General features: G+C 63.1%; 22 protein-coding genes and 1 pseudogene. 15 read left to right on the top strand and 8 right to left on the bottom strand.

Translation table 11 applies throughout. The annotated features are described in order from the left end of the window. Positions 1–4 precede the first annotated feature (4 nt). The 6 genes and pseudogenes from JQ574_RS01010 to JQ574_RS00985 all read left to right on the top strand — a co-directional run. Positions 5–925 (top strand): ABC transporter permease subunit, encoded by a 921-nt coding sequence (locus tag JQ574_RS01010; protein WP_212208278.1) that lies wholly within the window; start codon positions 5–7, stop codon positions 923–925. Positions 926–935: 10 nt separating this feature from the next. Beyond that, the gene (locus JQ574_RS01005; protein WP_212208279.1) at positions 936–1,697 is read left to right on the top strand and encodes a glycerophosphodiester phosphodiesterase family protein; all 762 of its coding nucleotides are present in this window, start codon (positions 936–938) and stop codon (positions 1,695–1,697) included. After that, the gene (locus JQ574_RS01000; RefSeq protein ID WP_212383173.1) at positions 1,694–3,235 is read left to right on the top strand and encodes an alkaline phosphatase; all 1,542 of its coding nucleotides are present in this window, start codon (positions 1,694–1,696) and stop codon (positions 3,233–3,235) included. The genes JQ574_RS01005 and JQ574_RS01000 overlap by 4 nt, the downstream gene beginning before the upstream one ends. Then, complete coding sequence (locus JQ574_RS00995; RefSeq protein ID WP_212208281.1) at positions 3,235–4,041, top strand: inositol monophosphatase; 807 nt, start codon at positions 3,235–3,237, stop codon at positions 4,039–4,041. Before JQ574_RS01000 ends, JQ574_RS00995 begins: the two co-directional genes overlap by 1 nt. After that, complete coding sequence (locus tag JQ574_RS00990) at positions 4,038–4,991, top strand: sugar-binding transcriptional regulator (protein ID WP_212208282.1); 954 nt, start codon at positions 4,038–4,040, stop codon at positions 4,989–4,991. The genes JQ574_RS00995 and JQ574_RS00990 overlap by 4 nt, the downstream gene beginning before the upstream one ends. A 15-nt stretch (positions 4,992–5,006) precedes the next feature. Next, positions 5,007–5,243, top strand: a pseudogene (locus tag JQ574_RS00985) (hypothetical protein); the annotation flags it as partial. 737 nt (positions 5,244–5,980) lie between these two features. Here JQ574_RS00985 and JQ574_RS00980 read toward each other — a convergent pair. Continuing rightward, on the bottom strand, positions 5,981–6,991 hold the full coding sequence (locus tag JQ574_RS00980; protein WP_212208284.1) for an NADP-dependent oxidoreductase: 1,011 nt from the start codon (positions 6,989–6,991) through the stop codon (positions 5,981–5,983). Between the two features lie 175 nt (positions 6,992–7,166). On the opposite strand from JQ574_RS00980, the gene JQ574_RS00975 reads away from it, so the two are divergent. Together JQ574_RS00975 and JQ574_RS00970 are read left to right on the top strand one after the other, a co-directional pair. Next, positions 7,167–8,138 carry a tripartite tricarboxylate transporter substrate binding protein gene (locus tag JQ574_RS00975; protein ID WP_212208285.1) on the top strand — a complete coding sequence of 324 codons (972 nt, stop codon included), beginning with the start codon at positions 7,167–7,169 and terminating at the stop codon, positions 8,136–8,138. A gap of 102 nt (positions 8,139–8,240) precedes the next feature. After that, a complete protein-coding gene (locus JQ574_RS00970; RefSeq protein WP_212208286.1) occupies positions 8,241–9,143 on the top strand; it encodes an SDR family oxidoreductase in 903 nt (300 codons plus the stop codon). 60 nt (positions 9,144–9,203) lie between these two features. Here JQ574_RS00970 and JQ574_RS00965 read toward each other — a convergent pair whose 3' ends face one another. Then, on the bottom strand, positions 9,204–9,722 hold the full coding sequence (locus JQ574_RS00965) for a MarR family winged helix-turn-helix transcriptional regulator (protein WP_212208287.1): 519 nt from the start codon (positions 9,720–9,722) through the stop codon (positions 9,204–9,206). A 302-nt stretch (positions 9,723–10,024) separates the two neighbouring features. Between JQ574_RS00965 and JQ574_RS00960 the strand changes: the two genes are divergently transcribed. Further along, on the top strand, positions 10,025–10,906 hold the full coding sequence (locus tag JQ574_RS00960) for an SDR family oxidoreductase (protein WP_212208288.1): 882 nt from the start codon (positions 10,025–10,027) through the stop codon (positions 10,904–10,906). A gap of 70 nt (positions 10,907–10,976) precedes the next feature. Then, positions 10,977–11,777, top strand: a complete 801-nt coding sequence (locus tag JQ574_RS00955; RefSeq protein ID WP_212208289.1) for an enoyl-CoA hydratase/isomerase family protein — start codon at positions 10,977–10,979, stop codon at positions 11,775–11,777. Positions 11,778–11,779: 2 nt separating this feature from the next. Here JQ574_RS00955 and JQ574_RS00950 read toward each other — a convergent pair whose 3' ends face one another. Beyond that, positions 11,780–12,583, bottom strand: coding sequence for an enoyl-CoA hydratase/isomerase family protein (locus JQ574_RS00950; protein ID WP_212208290.1), 804 nt, complete (start codon positions 12,581–12,583; stop codon positions 11,780–11,782). 213 nt (positions 12,584–12,796) lie between these two features. Here JQ574_RS00950 and JQ574_RS00945 point away from each other — a divergent pair, with 213 nt between their 5' ends. Genes JQ574_RS00945 through JQ574_RS00930 form a run of 4 tightly spaced genes read left to right on the top strand, consistent with a single transcriptional unit; the run spans position 12,797 to position 16,233 of the window. Further along, positions 12,797–13,666, top strand: a complete 870-nt coding sequence (locus JQ574_RS00945) for an SDR family oxidoreductase (protein WP_212208291.1) — start codon at positions 12,797–12,799, stop codon at positions 13,664–13,666. A 40-nt stretch (positions 13,667–13,706) separates the two neighbouring features. Further along, complete coding sequence (locus JQ574_RS00940; RefSeq protein WP_409363556.1) at positions 13,707–14,183, top strand: MaoC family dehydratase; 477 nt, start codon at positions 13,707–13,709, stop codon at positions 14,181–14,183. Further along, a complete protein-coding gene (locus JQ574_RS00935) occupies positions 14,180–15,055 on the top strand; it encodes a CoA ester lyase (protein ID WP_212208293.1) in 876 nt (291 codons plus the stop codon). Before JQ574_RS00940 ends, JQ574_RS00935 begins: the two co-directional genes overlap by 4 nt. After that, positions 15,052–16,233, top strand: a complete 1,182-nt coding sequence (locus tag JQ574_RS00930) for an acyl-CoA dehydrogenase family protein (protein WP_212208294.1) — start codon at positions 15,052–15,054, stop codon at positions 16,231–16,233. Before JQ574_RS00935 ends, JQ574_RS00930 begins: the two co-directional genes overlap by 4 nt. A gap of 5 nt (positions 16,234–16,238) precedes the next feature. On the opposite strand, the gene JQ574_RS00925 is transcribed toward JQ574_RS00930, so the two are convergent. The 5 genes from JQ574_RS00925 to JQ574_RS00905 all read right to left on the bottom strand — a co-directional run bounded on the left by JQ574_RS00925 (position 16,239) and on the right by JQ574_RS00905 (position 21,283). Next, the gene (locus tag JQ574_RS00925; RefSeq protein WP_212208295.1) at positions 16,239–17,384 is read right to left on the bottom strand and encodes an acyl-CoA dehydrogenase family protein; all 1,146 of its coding nucleotides are present in this window, start codon (positions 17,382–17,384) and stop codon (positions 16,239–16,241) included. A 46-nt stretch (positions 17,385–17,430) separates the two neighbouring features. Then, positions 17,431–18,360 (bottom strand): 3-keto-5-aminohexanoate cleavage protein, encoded by a 930-nt coding sequence (locus JQ574_RS00920; protein WP_212208296.1) that lies wholly within the window; start codon positions 18,358–18,360, stop codon positions 17,431–17,433. A 90-nt stretch (positions 18,361–18,450) separates the two neighbouring features. Then, complete coding sequence (locus tag JQ574_RS00915; protein ID WP_211996486.1) at positions 18,451–19,242, bottom strand: enoyl-CoA hydratase-related protein; 792 nt, start codon at positions 19,240–19,242, stop codon at positions 18,451–18,453. A gap of 19 nt (positions 19,243–19,261) precedes the next feature. After that, positions 19,262–20,020, bottom strand: coding sequence for a glucose 1-dehydrogenase (locus JQ574_RS00910; protein ID WP_212208297.1), 759 nt, complete (start codon positions 20,018–20,020; stop codon positions 19,262–19,264). Positions 20,021–20,110: 90 nt separating this feature from the next. Next, a complete protein-coding gene (locus tag JQ574_RS00905; RefSeq protein ID WP_249119004.1) occupies positions 20,111–21,283 on the bottom strand; it encodes an acyl-CoA dehydrogenase family protein in 1,173 nt (390 codons plus the stop codon). 248 nt (positions 21,284–21,531) lie between these two features. Between JQ574_RS00905 and JQ574_RS00900 the strand changes: the two genes are divergently transcribed. Then, a complete protein-coding gene (locus tag JQ574_RS00900) occupies positions 21,532–22,830 on the top strand; it encodes an enoyl-CoA hydratase-related protein (RefSeq protein ID WP_212208299.1) in 1,299 nt (432 codons plus the stop codon). Positions 22,831–22,846 lie beyond the last annotated feature (16 nt).

Here is a 22,846-nt window from a genome sequence, read left to right as displayed (position 1 = left end):
CCGCATGGTGGAGCGCGCACCCATCCTCGATATGATCTGCCACGCGATCCTGATCGCCGGCGCGATGTTGGTGTGCGTGCCGCTCTACTTCGCGTTCGTCGCGGGCTCGCTGACGATCGCCGAGGTGCAGAAGGTGCCGCTGCCGTGGCTGCCGGGCGACCAGTTTCTTGCCAATCTGCAGACGGCCTGGGTCAAGGCCGACTTCAGCCGCAGCTTTCTCAATTCCATTGTGGTGGCGCTCGGAATCACTGCCGGAAAGATCGTGGTATCGTTGCTCTCCGCCTTCGCCATCACCTATTTCCGCTTCCGTTACCGCATGCTGGCGTTCTGGTTGATCTTCATGTCGCTGATGCTGCCGATCGAGGTGCGGATCGTGCCGACGTTCGAGGCGGTGGCGAACGCCGCGCTGCCCCTGCAGTGGCTCGCCGATATGCTGCATGTTGTCGATCTCTGGAAGTGGATCAGCGGCCACGACGTGACGATCGCGCTGGAATGGAACATGGTCAACACCTATCCGGGGTTGATCCTGCCGCTGATTGCGTCCGCCACTGCGACCTTCCTGTTCCGACAGTTCTTCCTCACCGTGCCGGATGAGTTGTGTGAGGCGGCAAGGCTCGATGGCGCGTCGCCGCTGCGGTTCTTCTGGAGCATCCTGTTGCCGCTGTCGGTCTCGAACATCGTCGCGCTCGCGATCATCCTGTTCCTGTTCGGCTGGAACCAGTATCTGTGGCCGCTGCTGTTCACCACCGACAAGGACATGGCGACCGCCGTGATCGCGCTGAAGAATCTGATCCCGCGCGCCGACAGCGAGCCGGCCTGGAACATCGCCATGAGCGGCGCACTGCTCGCGATGCTGCCGCCGACGCTGGTGATCTTGCTGTTGCAGCGCTGGTTCCTCAAAGGGCTCGTTGACAGCAGTAAATAGGGGACCCATCATGGTTTTTATCGCCGGACACCGCGGCGCCCGCGACCTTTGGCCGGAGAACAGCCTGCTCGGCTTTCGCAATCTGCGCGGACTAGGCGTTGACGCGGTCGAGTTCGATATTCATCAGAGCGTCGATGGTTCGCTGGTCGTCATCCACGATCCGCTGCTCGATCGCACCGCGCACGACACCGGTCCGGTCGGCGTTCGGACGCTGAAACAATTGACCGCCATCCGTCTGCGCGAGGCCGGCGATGAATGCATCCCAACGCTCGATGCCGTGCTCGACGTGTACAGCGATTTACCGCTCGAGCTTCACATCGAAATCAAGACCGACGCCTTCGGCAATCCCTATCCGGGAATCGAAGGGCGCCTCATCGAGGCGGTCAAGCGGCGCGGGCTGGAGCGGCGCGCGGTGCTCACCTGCTTTGTCCCTGACGTGCTCGCGACGTTGCGGAGGCTGTCGCCGCAGGCGCGGGTGCTGGCCTCGCTGGACCGCAGGTCGGCGGAAATGATGGGCGGCATCTCGCCGGCGTTCGACCGTCTCGCCGCGATACCCGATTGCATCGTTGCGGTCGAGAAGTCGCTGCTGACGCTGACACTGCCGCTGGCACTGAAAGTCTTCGGTCGCGAACGGCTCGGTGCCTGGGTGACGAACGAGCCGCAGGATATCGCCCACTGGCTCGCCCAGCCGGTGCGGCAGATCACCACCGACCGGCCCGATCTCGCCGTGAAGATCAGGCGCGAACTGACGTCGGCATCTGTGCCGTCATGAGCGGCATCACGATCCCGCGCCGGCGATTCCTGGCAGGCTCATTGGCCAGTGCCGCGATGGCCGCGCCATTCGGGATCGTGCGCGGTGCGCCGGTGGCGTTCAACGCGGACCCATACACGCTCGGCGTAGCCTCCGGCTGCCCGCGCGAGGACCGCATCATTCTGTGGACACGGCTTGCGCCCCGACCGCTCGAAGAGGGCGGCATGCCGCCTGCGCCGGTCGACGTCGAGTGGCAGGTCGCGGAGGATGAAGGATTTGCGCGCGTCGCCGCGAAGGGCGTCGTGCAGGCGACCGCGGAGCTCGCGCATTCGGTGCATGCCGAGGCAACAGGCCTGCGGCCGGGCCGCGTCTACTGGTACCGGTTTCGCGCCGGTGCGGCGGTGAGCCCGGTCGGGCGTACCCGCACCGCGCCGGCCGTCGGCAACAGCCGCTTTCGCTTCGCCTTTGCCTCCTGCCAGCAATATGAGCAGGGCTATTTCGCCGCGTATCGCGACATGGCGGCGCGCGATCTCGATCTGGTCGTGCATCTCGGCGATTACATCTACGAAAAGTCCTGGGGCTCGCGTCACGTCCGTCAGCACGGCGTCGGGATTCCAACCACGCTTGCCGAGTTTCGCAATCGCTACGCGCTGTACAAATCCGACGCCGACCTGCAGGCGGCGCACGCCGCGTTTGCGTGGCTGTCGATCTGGGACGACCATGAGGTGGCGGATGATTACGCCAATGACCGCTCCTACACGACGCGCGATCCGGGGCAGTTCCTGAAGATGCGCGCCGCTGCCTATCAGGCCTATTACGAGCATATGCCGTTGCCGCCATCCGCCCGCCCGCTTGGACCGAATGCCACCATCTACGAGCATTATCGTTTCGGCGACATGCTGGACGTCATGCTGCTCGACGACCGGCAGTACCGCTCCGCGCCCGCCTGCGTGAAGGGAGGGCGCCCGACCACGGTGCCGGACTGTCCGGAGCGAACCGAGGAGGAACGCTCCATGCTCGGGCGGCCGCAGGAGCAGTGGCTCGACGCACGGTTGCGCGACAGCCGCGGGCGCTGGACCGTCGTAGCGCAGCAGACTCTGATGGCCGAAAGCAAGCGCAAGGCGGACGACGGCAACCGCTTCTGGATGGACGGCTGGGACGGCTACCCCAATGCCCGCCGCCGGCTGCTCGATTCGATCGTGTCGCACAAATTGCGCAACCCGGTCGTCATCGGCGGCGATCGCCACGCTTACTTTGCAGCCGACCTCAAGCGCGATTATTCGCAGCCGCATGAAGCGACCATCGCGACCGAATTCGTCGGCACCTCGATCTCTTCCGAGGGGCCGAGCGGAAGCAGTGTGGCCAGGGCGCTCGCCGACAATCCGGGTCTGACCTATGCGCGGGGCGACAAGCGTGGCTATGCGACCGTCGAGCTCGATGCGCGATCCTGCACGGTCGGTTTCGAGGCGCTCGACGACGTCAAGGATGTGAACAGCAGTGTGCGCCGGCTCGCGACCTTCGTGGTCGAGGATGGTGCGCCCGGCGTGAAGGCGGCCTGATGCCGACATCCGCCAGGACAGATCTGATGGCGCTGATGCGCGGCGCCGAGGCGGTGGTGGCGGAGGCGGCCGCGACGCTGGTCGCGATGCAGCGCGCACCGCTTGCGACCGCACGCAAGGAACTACGTGACATCGTCACCGACGCCGACCTTGCCGCGGAAAGGATCGTGATCGATGGACTGAGGACGCTGACACCAGGCGCGGCGATCCTGTCGGAGGAGCGGGGTTTTAGCGGCAACACAAGCGGACCGCGCTGGATCGTCGATCCGCTGGACGGCACCGTGAACTACGCCTCCGGGCTGCCGTGGTATTCGGTCAGCGCAGCCTACCATGATGAAGGTGAGGCGCTGGTCGGCCTGGTTCAATCGCCGCTGGCCGATGTCTGCGCCCGCTACGCGCAGGGCGCGCTTGCCACCGTGAACGATGAACCCGTGCGGGTGTCGAGCACGCGGTCGCTTTCCGATGCGGTGGTATCGGTCATCCTGACATCGCATTATCAACCCGACGAGGTGCGGACGGCCGCTGCCATCATCGAGCGGCTCGGCTCGGCAGTTCGCGGCGTCCGCATCGTGGTCTCGGGCGCGCTCGAGATGACATGGATCGCGGCCGGCCAACTCGACGCCTTCGTGTCGATCAAGGCCGATCTCGTCTCGCACGCTGCGGCAATGCCGCTGGTGCGCGCAGCAGGTGGATGCGTGACCACGATCGCGGGCGAGGCTTCGCAGTTTGACGATCTGCAAAAGATCGCTTCAAATGGTCACATTCATGACGAGCTTTTGCGGTTGCTCGAGGAGATTGCGCTTTGAGTGACCAAACCATCCTGCGGGTCGCGTGGCTCTATTACATGGAGAACCTGACCCAGGCCGAGATCGGCGAGCGGCTCGGACTGACGCGGGCGCGCGTCAACCGCATGCTCTCGGAGGCGCGGCACAGCGGCATCGTGAGTATCCGGCTGAACTCGGCCTTCGCAAGCTGCACCGAACTCGAACATCAGTTGCGGCAGCAATGCGGGCTCGACGACGCGGTGGTGATCCCGAGTCCGGAAAATCCCGAACTGGTGGCAAGCCTGATCGGAATGGCCGCGGGAGCCTATTTGTCGAAATTCCTGGAAGAGAAGAAGCCGCGCACCATCGGCATCGGCTGGGGGGCGACCTTGCGCGAAACCATCCGCCATGTGACGCCTGCGGAGTATCCGGATCTGTGGATCGTCTCGATGATGGGCGGGCTCTCGCGCGGGCTCGAACTCAATACTTTCGAGATCGCAGGCGAGTTGGCGCGCCGGCTGCACGCCAAGTGCAGCTATCTGGCGGCCCCGATCTATGCCAGCAGCCGCCGCTCGCGCGACACCTTCATGGCGCAGGAGGTCTATGCGGAGGTGTTGGACCGCGTTGAGCGGATCGATCTTGCGCTGCTCAGCATGGGCGACCTCTCGCCGCGTTCGCTCCTGGTTCGGCACGGGCTGCCGCCCGATGTCGGCATCGAGGATCTGCGCGCCGCCGGCGCCGTCGGTGACGTGCTCGGCCAATATCTCGAGCAGTCCGGCCGGCAGATCAACCACGGTATCAATGCGCGCGCCATCGCATTGCCGATCGAGAAGCTGGCGCGGGCGCCGACCGTGATGCTGATCGCGGGCGGCACCAACAAGGTGCCGGTCATCGCGGCGGCGCTGCAGGGGCGGATCGGCAAGGTGCTGGTGACGGATGAGAAGGCCGCCGCCGGCGCGCTCAAGCTGATCGGCAAGCGGCGGATGGGCTGAACGGTACAGCAGCTCGCCGTCACCACCATCGGCGGTGTCATGCAGCCGGCGCAGGCCCTGATGATCATCGTCCCCGACGGCGCCGAGATCGAGGTCGAGGCCCATGTCCTCAACCGCGTCCGCGACCGCAAGCAGGCGCTCGGCCCCGGGCTCTCGGTGCAGGCCGAGATCAAGACCGGCCAACGGCGGGTCATCCAATATCTGCTCTCGCCGATCATGCAGGCCTTGGATGAGGCGGGCAGGGAGCGGTGAGGGGGTGATGGCGTGACTATCCCTAACGTCGTCCCGGCCTTGAGCTCAGATGCGCAATTGCGCATCTGAGCTCAAGCCCGGGACGACGGCGGTGATTGTAGATGCGCAATCATTCAGAACGTAACTTCGCATTCTCGCGACGCATTGTGCCCGAGCTTTGCCAGAACCTTCCCGCCCTCTGCAAATAGAGGGCGCAGGGAATGCCGGATGCGCGCTGCACCCGCGGTCTCGTGTGCGGATTGTGCTAAGTAGGCTGCACACGAGCATACAGGGCAGCGGAGAACATCCGACATTCCCTGCGCAATGGCTTTACGGCTTATAACGCGCTCTCCCCGGAGACGAGTTCTCGATTGACTCCGTCGCCCCTGATCAGCTTTTGGCCTCTCAGGAACTTGACGCCGGCAACGGGCGCCAGGACCACGCGTCTTCGCCGTACGCCTCTGTCGCGTTACGTCTCCGCAACATCGGCGTCCACCGCAACCCGTCCAACGTCCGTGACGACGGCCGACGCCCTCTGAGTGGGACGGGATGGGCAGATGTATGCTCCTGATTTTAGTTACTGGTAAACAGAAATATTTTTGATTTCAGGGCTTGACACGATTTCCGTATATCAGAAGTGATTTGCCCGTCGGGTTGATTTGTCGCAGGCGGCGCGCAAGGTTGCGCTTGCGCGTAGGGCGACGCAGCTCGCGAAATGCCTTCTTCGGAGTTACGCCTATGAAGCCTGTTACCCGCCGTCAGCAAATCCTGATCAGCCGCTTGCCGGTATTCTCGCCGCGATAAAGACCGGCGATCGCTCCCGGCGCGTGTTCGATGCCGTTCAGGATGTCTTCGGAATAGCGCAATCGTCCATCGCGGATCCACTGGGCCAGACGGGTGACGGCCTCTTCGAACCGGGACGCGTAGTCGAAGATGACGAATCCCTGCATGCGTGCGCGCTTGACCAGCAAATGACGCTCGGCGCGTGGCCCGTTGGGCCAGGGATTCCAGCTTGAGACCGACGCGGTTCCGCAAATCACGACGCGCGCGCCGACGGCGAGATGGCGAAGCACAACGTCGCTGATAGCGCCGCCGGTGTTGTCGAAATAGAGGTCGACACCCCCTGGGCAGGCCGCGGCAAGCGCGGTCTCCAGATTGTCGCTCTTGTAATCGATCGCCGCGTCGTAGCCGAACAGCTCGCGGCATTGGGCGACCTTCGCCGGCCCGCCGGCAATCCCGACCGTCCGGCAGCCAGAGAGTTTCGCGATCTGCCCGACCGCCGATCCCACCGCGCCGGCCGCGGTCGACACTACGACGGTGTCGCCGGGGCGCGGCTGGCCAACGTCCAGCAGCCCGAAATAGGCAGTGATGCCATTGAGACCGGTGACGCCGAGCGAGAGCGAAAGCGGCAGTCCGTCTTCCCCGATCTTTCGCGTGATCGCGGCAGGTCCGACGACGGCGAACTCTTGCCATCCGAACATGCCTATCACCCTGTCGCCCGGCTTTAAGTCGGGATGTGTCGATTGCAGCACCTCGCCGGCGGCGAATGAGCGCATCACTTCGCCGATGCGCACCGGCTCCGAATAATTGGCGACATTGCTGACCCAGCCGCGCATGGCAGGTTCGACCGAAAGATAAAGGTTCTGCACCAGGATTTGACCGTCCCGCAGATCGGGAACATCGGACTCGATGATTTCGAAATTATCGGCCTGAGGAATATCGGTCGGCCGGGATTTCAGGATGACCTGACGATTGCGATTGTTCTTCATGGCCAACGGTTCCTGTTGGAGGGTATGCGGTGCGCGAACGCGACGAGCGTCCCACCGATCCTCTTGCATTAGTCCGCAAAGATAGTACGTATGTGTACTATATCGGACAAGGCCTTTATGTCGAGGTCGATCCGGAAGGCGATGCCGCCCGTACGCCAACAGGGGAGAGATCAGCTTGAGGGCCAATTTAACGCGGGCTGTCGCTGCCGTCGTACTTCTCCTGGCCGCTTGCTTCCCGGCGGCTGCTGCGGAACCCTATCCCTCGCAGCGTATCACCCTGATCGTTCCGTTCCCGCCCGGCAGCGCGACCGACAGCGTAACGCGCCATTTGGCGGAAAGCATTCGTGCAACGACCAACGCCACCGTTGTGGTCGAGAACAAGCCGGGCGCCGACGGCAATCTTGCCGCGCTCGCGGTCCTGAAAGCGGAGCCCGACGGCTATACGGCATTCGTCACGACGAATTCGACGCAGGCGGCGAACATCAGCCTGTTCCATTCATTGCCTTACGATCCCAAAACGGACTTCGCGCCGGTCGCCGGTATCATGACGATACCGATGATGCTGACGGTAAAGGCTGATTTTCCGGCCAGGACCGTTGCCGAATTCGTCGCTCTGGCGAAGCAACGCGAGAAGCCCTTGTCCTTTGGCAGCGGCAATACATCGAGCAGGGGCGCGGCCGAACTATTCAGATATCGTCAGGCCATCGAAATGCAGCACGTGCCGTATCGCGGCATGCCGCAGGCTTTGACCGACGTGATGGGCGGGCAGATCGATTGTGTCTTCGCTGATCCCGCGAGCGCGCAAGGGCTGGTACAGGACGGCAAGCTGCGGGCGCTGGCCGTGACCAGCGCGAAGCGTCTGGAGACGATGCCGGAGCTACCCACCATCGCGGAAAGCGGATTGCCGGGTTACGAATTAACGGCCTGGGTCGGCGTCTTCGTCCGGGCAAAGACGTCAACCGAAATCATCGCAAGGCTCAACGCTCTGGTCACCGGCTTCGTCAACAGCGCTGAGGCGAGAAAGTACCTGACCACGATTGGTGCTGCGCCATTTCCCTCGACGCCGCAGGAGCTCGGAGCCTTTCAGGAAGCCGATACAAGGCGCTGGGCCGAGATCGTCGCGACCGCGAAGATCGAGAAGAAGTGAACGGCGCTCGGCTGTTCGTCGAAATGCGCAAATGGCGCTGCGGCGATGGCGAGTTCTCCTGTGTATGTGTCAGTGAAACGAAACGATCCAGGAATGTTGAAAATGGGAAATCTGTGTGCGGGACGTGTTGCGATCGTGACGGGTGCGGGCCGCGGCCTCGGGCGTGAATACGCGCTGATGCTGGCCGAGCAGGGGGCGAAGGTCGTCGTCAACGATCTCGGCGCCACCGCGGCCGGCGAGGGCGCCGATCTGACGCCGGCGCAGTCGGTTGTCGAAGCGATCAGGCTGGCCGGCGGCGAGGCGATCGTGAACGGCAATGATGTGAGTGATTGGGCCGGCGCCAAGGCGCTGATCGACGAGGCGGTCGGGACTTTTGGGCGCCTCGACGTCCTGATCAACAATGCCGGTATTCTGCGGGACCGCATGATGGTCAACATGACGGAGCATGAATGGGACAGCGTGATCAAGGTGCATTTGAAGGGGACATTCGCGCCCTCGCACCATGCGGCGCAATATTGGCGGCAGGAGGCCAAGCGGCGCGGTTCCCGGGTGAGCGCTCGGTTGATCAATACGTCTTCTGCGTCGGGCCTGTTCGGCAATGTCGGTCAGAGCAATTACGGCGCGGCAAAGGCGGGCATCGCCGCCTTCACCATCATCAGCGCGACCGAACTCCGGCAATACGGAATAACCGTCAACGCCATTGCGCCGCGCGCGCAGACCCGGATGACGGAGGGATTGAGGGAGCGCACCGAGGAAGAGATCAAGCGGCGCAATCCGCGCTGGGTCGCGCCGATCGTCGTCTGGCTGGCCAGCGAGGAATCCGGCGATGTGACAGGCCGCGTGTTCGAAGCGGGCGATGGCATTCTCAAAATTGCGGAAGGCTGGCACGCGGGGCCGGGGATAGAGCCGGTCGAGGATCCCAACGAGCTGGGCGCAAAAATTGCCGAGTTGATCAAGCAGGCTCGCCCCAATGCCGATATTTGGGGGCGAGACATCGTGTCATAGAGCGCCACCGCATCGCCAACGATCGACGCGGTCCGCCCGGCAAGCAGGGAAGATGAGCGGCTACGCCGCTTTCCTGCTCTTTCGCGGTTTACTCTTCTTGCCGACGTCCTCTTCGCTTTCGCTCGGCAGGGCGTTTCCATCGGACATCGCCAGCAGATTGTGCTTCATCGCCAGCAACGCGTCCGACGCCGCTTCCAGTGCCTTGCGGTCAATCCCCTGGGTCAGCTGGGCATTGAACTTGTCGGTCTCCTTGCGAAGTTTTTCCAGGAAGCCGCGCGCCTGCTTGGTGACAAAGACGCGCTTGACGCGGCGGTCGACCGGGTCCGCCTGCCGAAGCACGAAGCCGGAAGACTCCAGACGGTCGATCAGCGCCCCCACGCCGACCTTGCCGACGTCGAGCTCATTGGCGAGCTGCGTCTGCGGCAGCCCGTCTTTGCGCGAGATGAAGGCGAGCACCCACCATTGCGACCGCGTGATGCCGAGCGGCGCAAGGGCGCGATCGAACATCATCCGGCGCAGCCGGGAAACGTCGTGGATGAGGTAGCCTAGTCGGAGATCCCAGTCGGGCCGGTCGACCATGTCGTTTTTCCTCGTCAGAAGCCTGATACCGATGCGTGTCGATCCTGGCGATTCAACTGATATCATACACAAGCGTATTTTAAAAGGAACGCACCGCGGCGAACCCGGCCGTGGCGATTCCCGGCGGGGCGTATCCCCAGGAATCGGCTCTATTTGCTGGGAGTTGAGCCGGATCGAGCTCCCGGGGACATCTTTGAGCCGGGACGATCGCGATTTACAGATGAAGTACATTAGTGTATTAATTTGGCTTGGCGGCCTGGCTCGGCTGTCATGTAAGCTTCGAATAGCGGGATTTGCCGTTCATGTTCAGCCGTGACGTCCTCAAGGGCAAGCGCATCCTCGTGACCGGCGGCGGCACGGGACTCGGCAAGGAGATTTCCTTAGGCTTCGCCGCGCACGGCGCGCATGTCTTCATCTGCGGCCGCCGGCCGGAAATTCTCGAGCAGGCGGCTCGCGAAATCCGCGCGCGATCGGGCGGGCAGGCCGAGGCGCTGGTCGCCAACGTTCGCGATCCCGACAGCATTGAAAAGATGATGGCGGAAATCTGGGCCACCGGACCTCTCACGGGCCTCGTGAACAACGCCGGCGCCAATTTCCTGGCGCCGACCGAGACGTTGTCGCCTCGCGGCTACGAGGCGATCAGGTCGACCATCATGGACGGTTCGTTCTACGCGGCGCAGGGCTGCGGAAGGCGCTGGATCGCCGCGGGGCTTCCCGGCGTGATCATCAGCAATCTCGTCACCTGGGTCTGGACCGGATCGGCCTATGTGGTGCCGGCCGCGATGGCCAAGGCCGCCGTCCATGCGATGACGATGTCGCTTGCGGTCGAATGGGGACCGAAGGGCATCCGCGTCAACGCGGTGGCGCCCGGGCCGTTTCCGACCGAAAATGCCTGGGACAAGCTCAATCCGCTGGCGGAGACCGGCGTGGGGGCGACCCAGGCGGATGAAGTTCCGCTGCGGCGGTTCGGCAAGATGGATGAGCTGCGCAATCTCATGATCTTCCTGATGTCGGATGGCTGCAGCTACATCACCGGCGACACCATCAGCATTGACGGCGGGCATCATCTGGCGGCGCCAAGCACGTTTGCCGGGCTTTCAAAACTTTCGCCTGACGATTGGCAGCGGGCGCGCGAGGCCATTCAGGCTTCGACGCGCAAGGAAAAGGAAGGCCGGTCAGCCTGACACCAGGCCGGTGGCGAAGAGCCGGCCTCGAACGCATTTCCAACAAGTCCGAACGACCGGGAGAGACGCAATGGGTCTGGCAAACGCTACCACCAGCTTCGAATGCACGATCGACGGTGGCCTCGCGCATATCGTTCTCAATCAGCCCGAACGCGGCAACCCGATCGACGGCGACTTCTGCCGCCAGTTCGGCCTTTGCATGGCAGAATTGAGCGAGCGTGACGATGTACGATCGGTGCTGATTTCCGCGCGCGGAAGGCTGTTCAGTGTCGGCGGCGATCTCGCAGCGCTCGCCTCCCGTGGCGCCGCGCTGCCCGTGACCATCAAGTCGTGGACGGCGGATTTGCATGCGGCCATCGTGCGGATGGTCCGCATGCGTGCACCGGTGGTGGTAGCGGTGCAAGGCAATGTCGCGGGCGGCAGTGTTTCGCTGATGGCCGCAGGCGATCTGGTGGTGATCGGCAAATCGGCGCGTATTTCATCCGCATTCGCCAAGATCGGCTTCACGCCGGACAGCGGCTCGACGACAACCGTGACGCGGCGCATCGGGGTCGCCCGTGCCCGGCGGTTCTTCCTGCTGGCGGAAACGATGGACGCCGACGCCGCGCTTTCGGCTGGACTGGTCGACTATGTCGTGAATGACGATGCGGTCGTTGCCGAGGCCGAGAAGATCGCGCGCGAACTGGCTTCCGGCCCCACCGAAGCCTATGGCGGGATCAAGCGCCTGTTCCTGCAGACGCTCAACCGTTCCATTGAAAGCCAGTTGGAAGACGAGGCGCAAACGCTGGCCGCGATCTCGCGAACGGCGGACGCCCAGGAGGGCGTAAAAGCCTTCAGGGAGAAGCGCAAACCGACATTTGCGGGACGGTAGTTCTATTGATCCCGGTAGGTCGGGTCGCGCTTCTCGCGAAATGCCGCGACAGCCTCCTGGTGATCGCTGGTTTCGAGCAGCATCACCTGCTGACGGTCTTCGATCATCAATGCGGCATCGATGCCGGGCGCGTCAATCAGCGCGTTCAGCGTTTGCTTGGTCAGACGCAAACCCATCGGCGAGGCGCGGGCCATTTCGGCGGCGAAGGCAAGGCCGGTCTTGAGCAATTTGTCGTCGTCAACAACGTCGCTGACGAGGCCCACGGCCTTGGCCCGGTCCGCACCCAGAAACCGTCCGGTCAGCAATAGTTCCGACGCCACCGAAAGACCGACCAGCCGCGGCAACAGATAGCCGGACCCCATGTCGCAGCCGCCGACGCCGACGCGTATGTAGGCGGCGTTCATCCGCGCCGCCGGCGTCGCAAATCTGACATCGGAGGCCAGCAGCAAAGAAAACCCGGCGCCGCATGCCGCGCCCTGAACAAGTGCCACGATCGGCTGCGGGCAGCTCCGCATCAGGCGGATGATCCGCGAGTAACGCTGCTGCGTGTCGAGCTGCCGCTGCGGACGTCCCGCGCCGGGCGCTGCGAACGCATCGGACCCGAGCTCGGCCCCGGCGCAAAACGCCCGCCCATTGCCCCGGAAGATGACGATGCGCGTGCTCAGGCGATCGTGGAGCCCCGAAAAATAGGCGATCAACTCGTCGGCCATCGCGGGTGTCACCGCATTGAGGGCATCCGGCCGATTGAGGGAAAGAATCTCAATGGTGTCACGTTGCTCGACGGTGATGGTGGTGAATTTGTCCATGTCGTGCGTTTCCCATTCGCGCCAGGACAGCAGGATGTCACGGTGCGGTGTGGATGGCCATAAGCGGCCGATTGTTCCAAGTCGTCTTCGGCCTGTCGAGGCGCTCAGCAAAGCGCTTGCGAAACAGAATACACCATATCATAATATAGTGTACTAATTTTTGTTGCGCGGGGCGGTCAACTGCCGATCGCGCCCATCCCTTCGGAGAGCACGATGCCGTATCAATCGGTTTTCAGGCCGGATCTGTTCAAGGGCAAGACGATCATCGTCACCGGCGGTGGCAGCGGGATCGGTCGTTGCACCGCGCACGAACTGGTGGCCCTCGGCGCCAATGTCGCGATCCTCGGTCGCACCGCCGAAAAGCTGGCGGAGGTGAGGTCGGAGATCGAGGACGACGGCGGACGGGTTCTCACCCAGGTTTGCGATATCCGCGACGAGACGATGGTAATCGCGGCGATCGACGCCGTGCTCGGCACTTACGGCCGCATCGACGGGCTCGTCAACAACGCCGGCGGTCAATACCGCGCGCCAATGAAAACCATCTCGACCAAGGGTTTTGAGGCGGTGGTGCGCAGCAATTTGACCGGCGGGTTCATTTTCATGCGCGAGGTCTACAATCGCTGGATGGAGGCCAATGGCGGGGCCATCGTCAACATCATCGCCGACATCTGGCATGGCTGGCCCGAATTCGCGCACTCGGGAGCTGCGCGCGGCGGCATGCTGACGCTGACCGAAACCGCGGCGTGCGAATGGTCTTCCTCGGGCGTGCGCGTCAACGCGGTCGCCCCCGGTGGTATCGTGTCAAGCGGGTTCGATACCTACACGCCCGAAATGCAGAAGAAGCTGCATGACTTCACCGCCGGTGTGCCGCTGCAGCGGTTCGGCACCGAGGCCGAAATCTCGGCGGCGATCGTGTATCTGTTGTCGCCGGCTGCAGCCTACGTCACCGGTTCCTGCATCCGGGTGGACGGGGGGACGCCGAATGCGCGAACGACGTGGAGGCTCGAGCCGCATAGTCGTAGCGCGCCCTTTGAAGGCTTTCATCGCTCCAGGCTTCCGGAGGCGTTGAAGAAAGCGCCCTGACTCCCGTCGGGCAGCGAAGATTTCGTACGCGTATGTACGAATACAAGAAAGGCGAGGAAACCAGATGGCGGGACTCTATTTCGAGCAGTTTTCGGTCGGACAAACTTTCATTCATGAAATCCGGCGGACGGTCACCGACATGGACAACATCCTGTTCTCGTCGCTGACCTATAATCCGGCAGCGGTGCACATCGATCACGAATACGCCAAATCGACCGAATTCGGCAAACCGCTGATGAATTCGATCTTCACCCTCGGCCTGGTCATCGGTCTGTCGGTGCAGGACACCACGCTGGGCACGACGGTCGGAAATCTCGGGATGGAAGACACGAAATTTCCGCGCCCGGTCTTTGCCGGTGATACGATCAGGGCGGAAACGAAGATCCTGGCGGTGCGCGAGAGCAAGTCCCGCCCGACCCAGGGTATCGTGACGTTCGAGCATCGCGGCTTCAATCAGCACAATGAGGAAGTCGCCTATTGCCGCCGCATAGGTCTGATGATGAGGCGCCCCGCATGAGATTGCGCTCCCTTCTGTTTGTGCCTGGCGACAGCGAACACAAATTCGCCAAGGCATCCGGCATCGGCGCCGACGCGCTGATCCTTGATCTTGAAGATGCCGTGGCGCCGCCGCGCAAGGCGTTGGCGCGTGAGATGGTGAAAAATCTGCTGGGCGGTCCGGCGCGCGACTGGGTGTTCCTGGTGCGCATCAACCCGCTCGGCAGCGGCCTGACGCTTGACGACCTCGCGGCGATTGTCCGACCCGGCCTCGACGGCATCCTGATCCCCAAGGTCAACGGCATGCAGGACATCGAACTGATTTCGAATTACATCGACGTGCTGGAGGTCGCCACCGGCGTCACGCCGGATCACGTGAAGCTGCTGGTGGTCGCAACCGAGACGCCGGCCGCCATGATCGGCTTTGCGGGTTATGCAACGCCAAACCGGCGCCTGGTCGCCATGACGTGGGGCGCCGAGGATCTGGGCGCGGCGCTCGGCGCACTCTCGAACAAGGAAGCCGACGGAAGCTGGACGTTCCCGTATCAGGTCGCGCGGGCGCAGTGTCTGTTCGCCGCGGGGGCTGCGGGTGCCATGGCACTGGACACGCTGTATGGGGATTTTAGGGATGAGAAGGGACTGGCGGAAAGCTGCCGGATCGCGCGCCGCGACGGCTTTGTCGGCAAGATCGCCATTCACCCCGCTCAGGTCGCGACGATCAACGAATGCTTCACGCCGTCGGAGGCCGACCTGGCGCATGCGCGCCGCGTGGTGGCGGCGTTCGCGGCGCAGCCCGATGCGGGAACGCTCGGCATCGACGGCAAGATGTACGACATGCCGCATCTGATCGCGGCCAAGCGCGCGCTCGCCTCGGCCGGGGAGGACGTCACATGAGTGCATTGGCCAACGAGTTCGAGCCGGGAGACGATCAGGCGGCCATTCGCGAAGGCGTGCGCTCAGTCGTCACCCGCTTCGGCGACGACTACTGGCTGGCGCGCGATGACGACGGCAAGTTCCCGTTCGAATTTCATCGCGCGATGGCCGACGCCGGCTGGCTCGGCATCACCATGCCGGAGGAATATGGCGGTTCCGGCCTCGGGGTGACCGAGGCCGCGATCATGATGCATGAAGTCGCCAGCCATGGCGGCGGCATGTCCGCGACCTCGGCGGTGCATATCAATCTGTTCGGACCGCATCCGATCGTCGTGAAGGGTACGCCGGAGCAGAAGGCGCGCTGGGTTCCGCGGCTGGTCGCCGGTGAGGATCAATGCTGCTTCGGCTTTACCGAGCCGGATGCCGGGCTGAACACGACCCGGATCAAGACTTTCGCGCAGAAGGTCCCCGGCGGCTATCTCGTGCATGGCCAGAAGGTCTGGACCTCGACCGCGCAGGTCGCCAACAAGATCATGCTGCTGACCCGGACCACCAAGTACGAGGATTGCAAGCGGCCGACCGACGGCATCACGATCTTCTACACCGATCTCGACCGGTCCAAGATCGACGTTCATCGCATTCCCAAGATGGGCCGCAAGTCGGTCGATTCCAACGCCATCTTCATCGACGGCCTGTTTATTCCGGAGGCCGACCGGATCGGTGAGGAGGGCAAGGGCTTTTCATACATCCTGCACAGCCTCAACCCCGAGCGCATCCTGATTGCGGTCGAAGCGATCGGGATCGGCCAGGACGCGCTGCGCCGGGCAGCAAAATACGCGCGCGAGCGTGTGGTGTTCGACCGGCCGATCGGCCAGAATCAGGGCATCCAGCATCCGCTCGCGGAGAACTGGATGTATCTGGAGTCAGCCTGGCAGATGGCGATGCGCGCCGCCTGGCTCTACGATCACGACAAACCCTGTGGCGCCGAAGCCAACGCCGCCAAGTTCCTCGGCGCCCGCGCCGGCCACGACGCGGCGTGGCAGGCGATCATGACCCATGGCGGCTTTGGATACGCCAAGGAGTATCACGTCGAGCGGCTGTTCCGCGAAGTCTCGATCACGCGGCTGGCGCCGATCACCGAGCAGTTGATCCTCAGCTTTATTGCCGAAAAAGTGCTGGAGCTGCCGAAGAGTTATTAGGAGGATCAGAGATTACGCGAAATCAGCTCGCGCATGATTTCCGACGTGCCACCGTAAATCCGCAGCACCCGTGCATCCGCATAGAGGCGGCAAATCTCATACTCGCGCATAAAGCCGTAACCACCAAAGAATTGGAGGCATTGGTCGACGAGCCGGCCATGCATTTCAGTGATCCAGAGTTTTGCCGTCGATGCCGCGTAGGTCGTCAGTTCGTGATTGATGTGGTCATGGAGGCACTGGTCGGCATAGGCCCAGCCCACCGCAAGATCGGACTTCAAATCGGCCAGCTTGAACCTCGTGTTCTGGAAGCTGCCGATCGGCGATCCAAAGGCATTGCGCTGCTGCACGTAGTCCTTGGCAAGATCAAAAGCCTTCTGGGCGGCGGCGATCGAATGCAGCGCGATGGTCAAACGCTCCTGCGGCAGCTCGCTCATCAGCGCGCCCATCGCGCCGCCTTCCGCTCCCAGCAAATTGGTCACCGGGACGCGCACGCTGTCGAAGAACAGTTCTGACGTATCGGAGGAGAGGTGCCCGAGCTTTTCGAGGTTGCGGCCGTGGCGGAATCCGGGCCGGTCGGTCTCGACCAGAACCAGACTCATTCCCCGTGAACCACCTTCCGGGTTGGTCCTGACAACGACGATGACGAGATCGCACATCTGCCCGTTCGAGATGAAGGTCTTCTGGCCCGAGATCACAAACTCGTCGCCATCGCGTACCGCGCGGGTGCGGATGCCCTGCAGGTCGCTGCCGGTACCGGGCTCGGTCATCGCGATGGCGCAGACAGTCTCCCCTGAGACCATGCGGGGCAGCCATTTCTTCTTCTGTTCAGGGGTGCCGTAGCTGAGCAAATAGCCGCAGCAGACATCGTTGTGCACGGAGAAGTCGGTGGCGGGACCAGCGAAGCCGGAATAGCTCAATTCCTCGATCACGACCGCATTGTGCCGGAAGTCGCCGCCGGCGCCGCCGAACTCTTCGGGGACCTGCGGGCAGAGCAGGCCGGCCGCGCCGCCGGCGCCCCAGAGCGACCTGTCGATGATGCCGGCTTCTTCCCATCGTGCGAAATCCGGCGCGATCTTTGATGCTGCGAAGCGCCGTACCGTTTCCCTGAACTGTTGATGTTCTTCGTCGTAAACCCTGCGATGGGGCAGCATTGAGGCCTCCCGATGATTGCGTTTGGCGATCCGGCCGCCGCAGCGGTCAGAACGCGACCTTGTCGCCGCCCTTGAGCTCAAGGATCTCGCGCGCCTCGTCGGCCGTCGCGACGTCCAGTCCCAGCCCTTCGATGATCTTTCGAACCTGCGTCACCTGATCAGCGTTTGACGCTGCGAGTTGGCCGGCGCCGATCCAGAGGCTGTCTTCCAGGCCGACCCGCACATTGCCGCCGATGGCCGCTGCAATCGCCGCGACCGGCATTTGCGCGCGCCCGGCGCCCAGCACCGACCAGCGATAATTGTCGCCGAACAGGCGATCGGCGGTGCGTTTCATATGCATGACGTCTTCCTGATGCGCGCCGATGCCGCCGAGCAGGCCGAACACGGTCTGGATGAACAGCGGCGCTTTCACCAGGCCCTCGGTCCAGAAGTAATGCAGATTGTAGAGGTGACTGGTGTCGTAGCACTCGAACTCATAGCGCGCACCGGTCGAGTTGAGCGTTTCGAGCGCGTAACGGATATCCTTGAAGGAATTGCGGAAGACGAGGTCGTGGGAGCCTTCCAGCATCGCGGGCTCCCAGTCGTGCTTGAACTGCTTGTACCGCTTGAGCATCGGGAACAGGCCGAAGTTCATCGAGCCCATGTTGAGGCTGGCGACCTCCGGCTTCCAGACCGCCGCGGGCTTGATCCGCTCTTCGACGGTCATATAGGGCGAGCCGCCGGTCGTCAGATTCACGACGACGTCGGATCGCTGCTTGATCACGCGAAGAAACGGCTCGAACGCTTCCGGCGACTGGTCCGGCCGGCCATCTATCGGATTGCGGGCGTGAAGGTGCACGATCGCGGCGCCTGCCTCGGCCGCCCCCAGAGCGGATTCCGCGATCTCCGCCGACGTCACCGGGAGGTGAGGCGACATCGAGGGCGTATGGATCGATCCCGTGATTGCGCAGGAAATGATGACCTTACGTGCCGGCACGGTGTTTTCCTCTTGCGATGCGCGTTCAGCCGATGCGGGGCGAGGGCATCGGCGAACGCGGGGGAAGCGACGTGTTCATTGCCAAAATGGCTAAGTGAACTTGTGGAAGTCCGGCGTCCGCTTCTCGTTGAAGGCAGCGACGCCTTCCTTCGATTCCGCCGTATCGTAGAACAGCTTCACGGCGTGAAGGGCGAGGTTGCTGATACCGCGAATGTTGTCGCTGTCGGCATTGAAGGAACGCTTGGCGAGCGCGATCGCGGTCGGTGACCGCTGCGCGAGCTTGTCGGTCCAGTCCTTGACCGCGGCATCGAGTTCGGCGGCCGGAACCACCTTGTTGACGAGGCCCATTTCACGCGCCTGTTCGGCGGTGTAGCGGTCGTTGATGAACCAGATTTCGCGGGCCTTCTTGTCGCCGACGTGGCGGGCCAGCAGGGCGGTGCCCCAGCCGGCATCGACGGAGCCGACCTTCGGTCCGACCTGACCGAATTGCGCGGTGTCGGCGGCAATCGTCAGGTCGCACAGCGTCGCCAGCACGTTGCCGCCGCCGATCGCAAAGCCATTGACGCGCGCGATGACGGGCTTGGGCACGTCGCGGATCAGGCCCTGCAGCTCGTCGATCGGCAGGCCAACGACGCCGCGGCCGTCATATTGGCCCTCATGGGCGGACTGGTCGCCGCCGGTGCAGAACGCCTTGTCGCCGGCGCCGGTCAGCACGATGCTGGAGACATTGCGGTCGTTGGCGGCGATCTGGAACGCCTGAATCAGTTCTTCGAGCGTCTGGCCGCGAAAGGCGTTGTAGACCTTGGGCCGGTTGATGATGATCCAGGCGGCACGATCGCGGACTTCATAGATTACGTCGGTGAATTTGCTGGGGTCGAACATCGTATTGTCCTCACATCTGCTAGATCATGTTCATGCCGCCGGAGACCGAGATGGCCTGTCCGGTGATGAATTTGCCGTCGTCCGACGCCAGCAAGGCGATGATGCCGGCATAGTCGTCGGGCTCGCCCATGCGCTTTAAGGGAATGCCGCGAACCATTGCGTCCTTCCACTTTACCGCCTGTTCGCCTTCGCCCAGCACCGCCGCCATCATTGGCGTGTTGGTGGGACCCGGACACACCGCGTTCAGCAGCACGTTCTTGCGGGCGAGTTCGCGGGCGATCGATTTGGTGAAGGAGATCAGGCCGCCCTTGCAGGCCGAGTAAACCGCCTCGTCGCTGGTGCCGACGCGGGCGGCATCGGAGGCGATATTGATGATGCGGCCGCCGCCATGTTCGACCATCAGCGGCGCAATGGCGTGGTGGGTGTTGAGCGGACCATAGAGATTGATCCGGATGATCTTGTCCCAGAGTTCCTTGTCGGTCTTCAGGAACGGCATCGGCCGGTCCCAGCCGGCATTGTTGACGAGAACCCAGATCGGGCCGAGTTCGGCTTCGACCTGCGCGACCGCGCGATCGACCGAGGCGCGGTCGCCGACATCGACGGTGTAGGTCGTGATCGCCGACTTCGGCGCCAGTTTCGCGGTCTCATGTCCGGCGTCGGGATTGATGTCGAAAATCGCGACCTTGCAGCCTTCCTCGGCGAGCCGAAGGGTGATGGCGCGGCCGATGCCCTGGCCGCCGCCGGTAACGATCGCTACCTTGCCTGATAAGCCTCTCAAATCTCACTCCCTTGGTTTGCGACGCTTTGGTCGTCTGTTCTGTCTCGGCGGACCCCTTGGCGTCCGCCGGCCGTGTGCCCTGAATGGCGATCAACCGCTCTTGGTGAGCGCAAAGCCACATTGGGCGAACATCTGGCGGGCAATGATGGTTTTCATGATCTCGATCGATCCGCCCGCAATCTTGACGATTCGCGCGTCGACATAGGCGCGCGCGATCGGGTACTCCGTCATATAGCCCCATCCGCCGAACAATTGCAGGCATTCATCGACCGCTTCGCAGTGAAGTTCGGAGGTGAACATCTTGGCCATCGCAGCGTCGACCGGATCGAGCTTTCCTTCCATGAAAAGCGAAATGCATCGATCGGTAAAGACGCGGGCGACCGTCGCCTTGGTCTTGAGATCGGCGAGCTTGAACTGGGTATTCTGGAAGTTGGCGAGCTTTTGCCCGAACACGCTGCGATCCGACGTGTATTCGACGGTCCAGTCCAGCACGGTTTCGGTGACGGTGGCCGATCGGATCGCCTGGGCGAGCCGCTCCTGCGACAGCTTCGTCATCATCAGGGCAAAGCCCTTACCCTCCTGTCCGAGCATGTTGGTGGCGGGAATGCGGATGTTCTCGAAGAACAGTTCGGAGGTATCCTGGGCCTTCATTCCGATCTTTTCGAGATTTCTACCGCGCTCAAAGCCGGGCCGGTTGCTCTCGACGATGAACAGCGTGACGCCCTTGGCGCCGGCGCTGCCGTCGGTCTTGGTCGCCAGCACGACGAAATCGCAGAGCTGGCCATTCGAGATGAAGACCTTCTGGCCGTTGATGACGAAATCATCGCCATCGCGCACGGCGCGGGTCCGGATCGCCTTGAGGTCGCTGCCGGCATGCGGTTCCGTCATGCCGAGCGAGCCGATCGCTTCGCCCGACACCATCTTCGGCAGCCACTGCCGCTTTTGCGCTTCGGTGCCGAACGAAAGCAGATAGGTGGCCACGAGATCGGTGTGGATCAGAAACCCCGGGCCGCTCGCGCCGGAGCGCCATAATTCCTCGAACACGACCACGTCGAACAGATAGTCGAGGCCCATGCCGCCATATTCTTCCGGAACGGTGCAGCAGAGCAGCCCCTCGGCGCCGGCCTTGAGCCACAGTTCCCGTGGCACGATGCCGTCTTTCTCCCACTGCGCATGAAACGGCACGATCTCGCGATCGACGAAGCGCCGGACCGATTCCCGGAAAATATGATGTTCCTCACGGAAAATGGTGCGCTCGATCATCGACATCCGTCCACATCAATTTAGTTAGGTAGTGTACTATATGTTCCGGGATGGTAAAAGGCAAGCTGGCGCCGCGGGCTTTTTGCATTATGGGTCGACGACGTCAGTGTCAGGACTTTCGCGTGCGTTGCCGCCAGATCAGCGCTGCAACCGCTGTAGAGTTTTCGCGGCGGCAAAACCATCCGTTTAAACTAGTACACAGATATACGATATGCTATAGGGCGAAAAACGGCGACGGAGAAGAATCCATGGACGAACTGGGAAAGTTGCAGCAATTCCGGGCCGAACGCAGCGAAAACAATGTCCTGCACCTTGTTTTCGACATGCCCGGCCGCCCGATGAATGTGTTCTCCAACGCTGCGATCGCCGAGCTCGCCATTTTCAGCCGGTGGCTCCGCGACAGCGACGTCAAGGGCGTGGTGATCCGCTCGGGAAAGCCATCGGCATTCTGTGCCGGTGCTGATCTCGCCGAACTGGGATTGGCCTACGACATGATCATGGCAGCACCGGCCGAGACGCGCGATCGCGTGGCGTTCGACCATTTCTTCCGTCTCAGTCAGGCGCTGCGTGGAATCGAAACCGCGGGCAAGCCGGTCGCGACGGCGATCGCGGGCCTGGCGCTCGGCGGCGGCGGCGAACTGGCGCTGGCGACCCATCACCGGGTCATGGTCGACGATCCCAAGGTCGCGTTCGGCCTGCCGGAGTCGTTGGTCGGGCTGTTGCCGGGAGGCGGGGGAACCCAACGGCTGCCGCGTCTGACCGGAATCGAGAAGGCATTTCCGATCCTGCTGGAAGGTGCGCGGCTGTCCGGCCAGGCGGCTGTCAGCGCCGGCGTGGTCGATCAACTGGTTCCTGCCGGTGAAGAGGTGGCGGCGGCGGAGCGATGGGTGCTGTCATACCCGGCGGCGTCGCAGCCTTGGGATCGTTCCGGATGGCGGCCAGCGGATGTCGATGATGCCGCCTCGATCATCGCACGGAAGCGCGAGAGCGTTCTGGCCGAGACCCTCGGGCACTATCCAGCGCCGCTGGCCATTCTCGATTGCGTTGCGCAGGGATTGCCGCAGCCCTTTGATGCGGCGATGCGCACCGAGATGGAGATCTTCTCGAAGCTCATCCAGCGGCGCGAGCCGCGCAACATGATCAGGACGCTGTTTCTCGGCCGGCTCGATCATGACCGTTTTCGCAAGGCGGGAGGCATTCCCCCTCCCGTCGAACAGGCCGTGACGGCGGTATCCGGAGCGCTGCAAGTCGGAGCGGATGCAACGCTTGCAAATGCGTTCGCGCGCGCCGGCTTTCATGGGTCAGGAAAGGCGCCGGCATTCGATGGCGTCATTGCGCAGTCAATGTTCTGGCTGGAGGCGGAGCCTGTCACCGACGGTAAACGCGCGCTGCGCGAACGGCTGGCGCAGGCGTATGCCGTGGCAGACCAATGGCGGGCCACCTTCTCCGAGGATCAGCGCCGCGCGGCGGATTATCTGCTGGTCACGAAATACGGCTTTCCCGCCTACATGGCAGGTGTCTTCTCGTCCGCTCAGCCGGGCGCCTGACTGATGCCGGCGTCGA

The sequence above is a fragment of the Bradyrhizobium sp. AUGA SZCCT0158 genome (genome assembly GCF_018130065.1).
In the GTDB taxonomy this organism is placed as follows: Bacteria; Pseudomonadota; Alphaproteobacteria; order Rhizobiales; family Xanthobacteraceae; genus Bradyrhizobium.
Note: the sequence above shows the minus strand (reverse complement) of the source record. Positions and strands in the feature narration are given on the sequence as shown.

Coding starts and splice junctions, on each gene's coding strand:
- JQ574_RS01010 (WP_212208278.1), top strand. CDS start 5: ATGGTGGAGCGCGCACCCATCCTCGATATGATCTGCCACGCGATCCTG.
- JQ574_RS01005 (WP_212208279.1), top strand. CDS start 936: ATGGTTTTTATCGCCGGACACCGCGGCGCCCGCGACCTTTGGCCGGAG.
- JQ574_RS01000 (WP_212383173.1), top strand. CDS start 1,694: ATGAGCGGCATCACGATCCCGCGCCGGCGATTCCTGGCAGGCTCATTG.
- JQ574_RS00995 (WP_212208281.1), top strand. CDS start 3,235: ATGCCGACATCCGCCAGGACAGATCTGATGGCGCTGATGCGCGGCGCC.
- JQ574_RS00980 (WP_212208284.1), bottom strand. CDS start 6,991: ATGAAGAACAATCGCAATCGTCAGGTCATCCTGAAATCCCGGCCGACC.
- JQ574_RS00970 (WP_212208286.1), top strand. CDS start 8,241: ATGGGAAATCTGTGTGCGGGACGTGTTGCGATCGTGACGGGTGCGGGC.
- JQ574_RS00965 (WP_212208287.1), bottom strand. CDS start 9,722: ATGGTCGACCGGCCCGACTGGGATCTCCGACTAGGCTACCTCATCCAC.
- JQ574_RS00960 (WP_212208288.1), top strand. CDS start 10,025: ATGTTCAGCCGTGACGTCCTCAAGGGCAAGCGCATCCTCGTGACCGGC.
- JQ574_RS00955 (WP_212208289.1), top strand. CDS start 10,977: ATGGGTCTGGCAAACGCTACCACCAGCTTCGAATGCACGATCGACGGT.
- JQ574_RS00950 (WP_212208290.1), bottom strand. CDS start 12,583: ATGGACAAATTCACCACCATCACCGTCGAGCAACGTGACACCATTGAG.
- JQ574_RS00945 (WP_212208291.1), top strand. CDS start 12,797: ATGCCGTATCAATCGGTTTTCAGGCCGGATCTGTTCAAGGGCAAGACG.
- JQ574_RS00935 (WP_212208293.1), top strand. CDS start 14,180: ATGAGATTGCGCTCCCTTCTGTTTGTGCCTGGCGACAGCGAACACAAA.
- JQ574_RS00930 (WP_212208294.1), top strand. CDS start 15,052: ATGAGTGCATTGGCCAACGAGTTCGAGCCGGGAGACGATCAGGCGGCC.
- JQ574_RS00925 (WP_212208295.1), bottom strand. CDS start 17,384: ATGCTGCCCCATCGCAGGGTTTACGACGAAGAACATCAACAGTTCAGG.
- JQ574_RS00915 (WP_211996486.1), bottom strand. CDS start 19,242: ATGTTCGACCCCAGCAAATTCACCGACGTAATCTATGAAGTCCGCGAT.
- JQ574_RS00905 (WP_249119004.1), bottom strand. CDS start 21,283: ATGATCGAGCGCACCATTTTCCGTGAGGAACATCATATTTTCCGGGAA.
- JQ574_RS00900 (WP_212208299.1), top strand. CDS start 21,532: ATGGACGAACTGGGAAAGTTGCAGCAATTCCGGGCCGAACGCAGCGAA.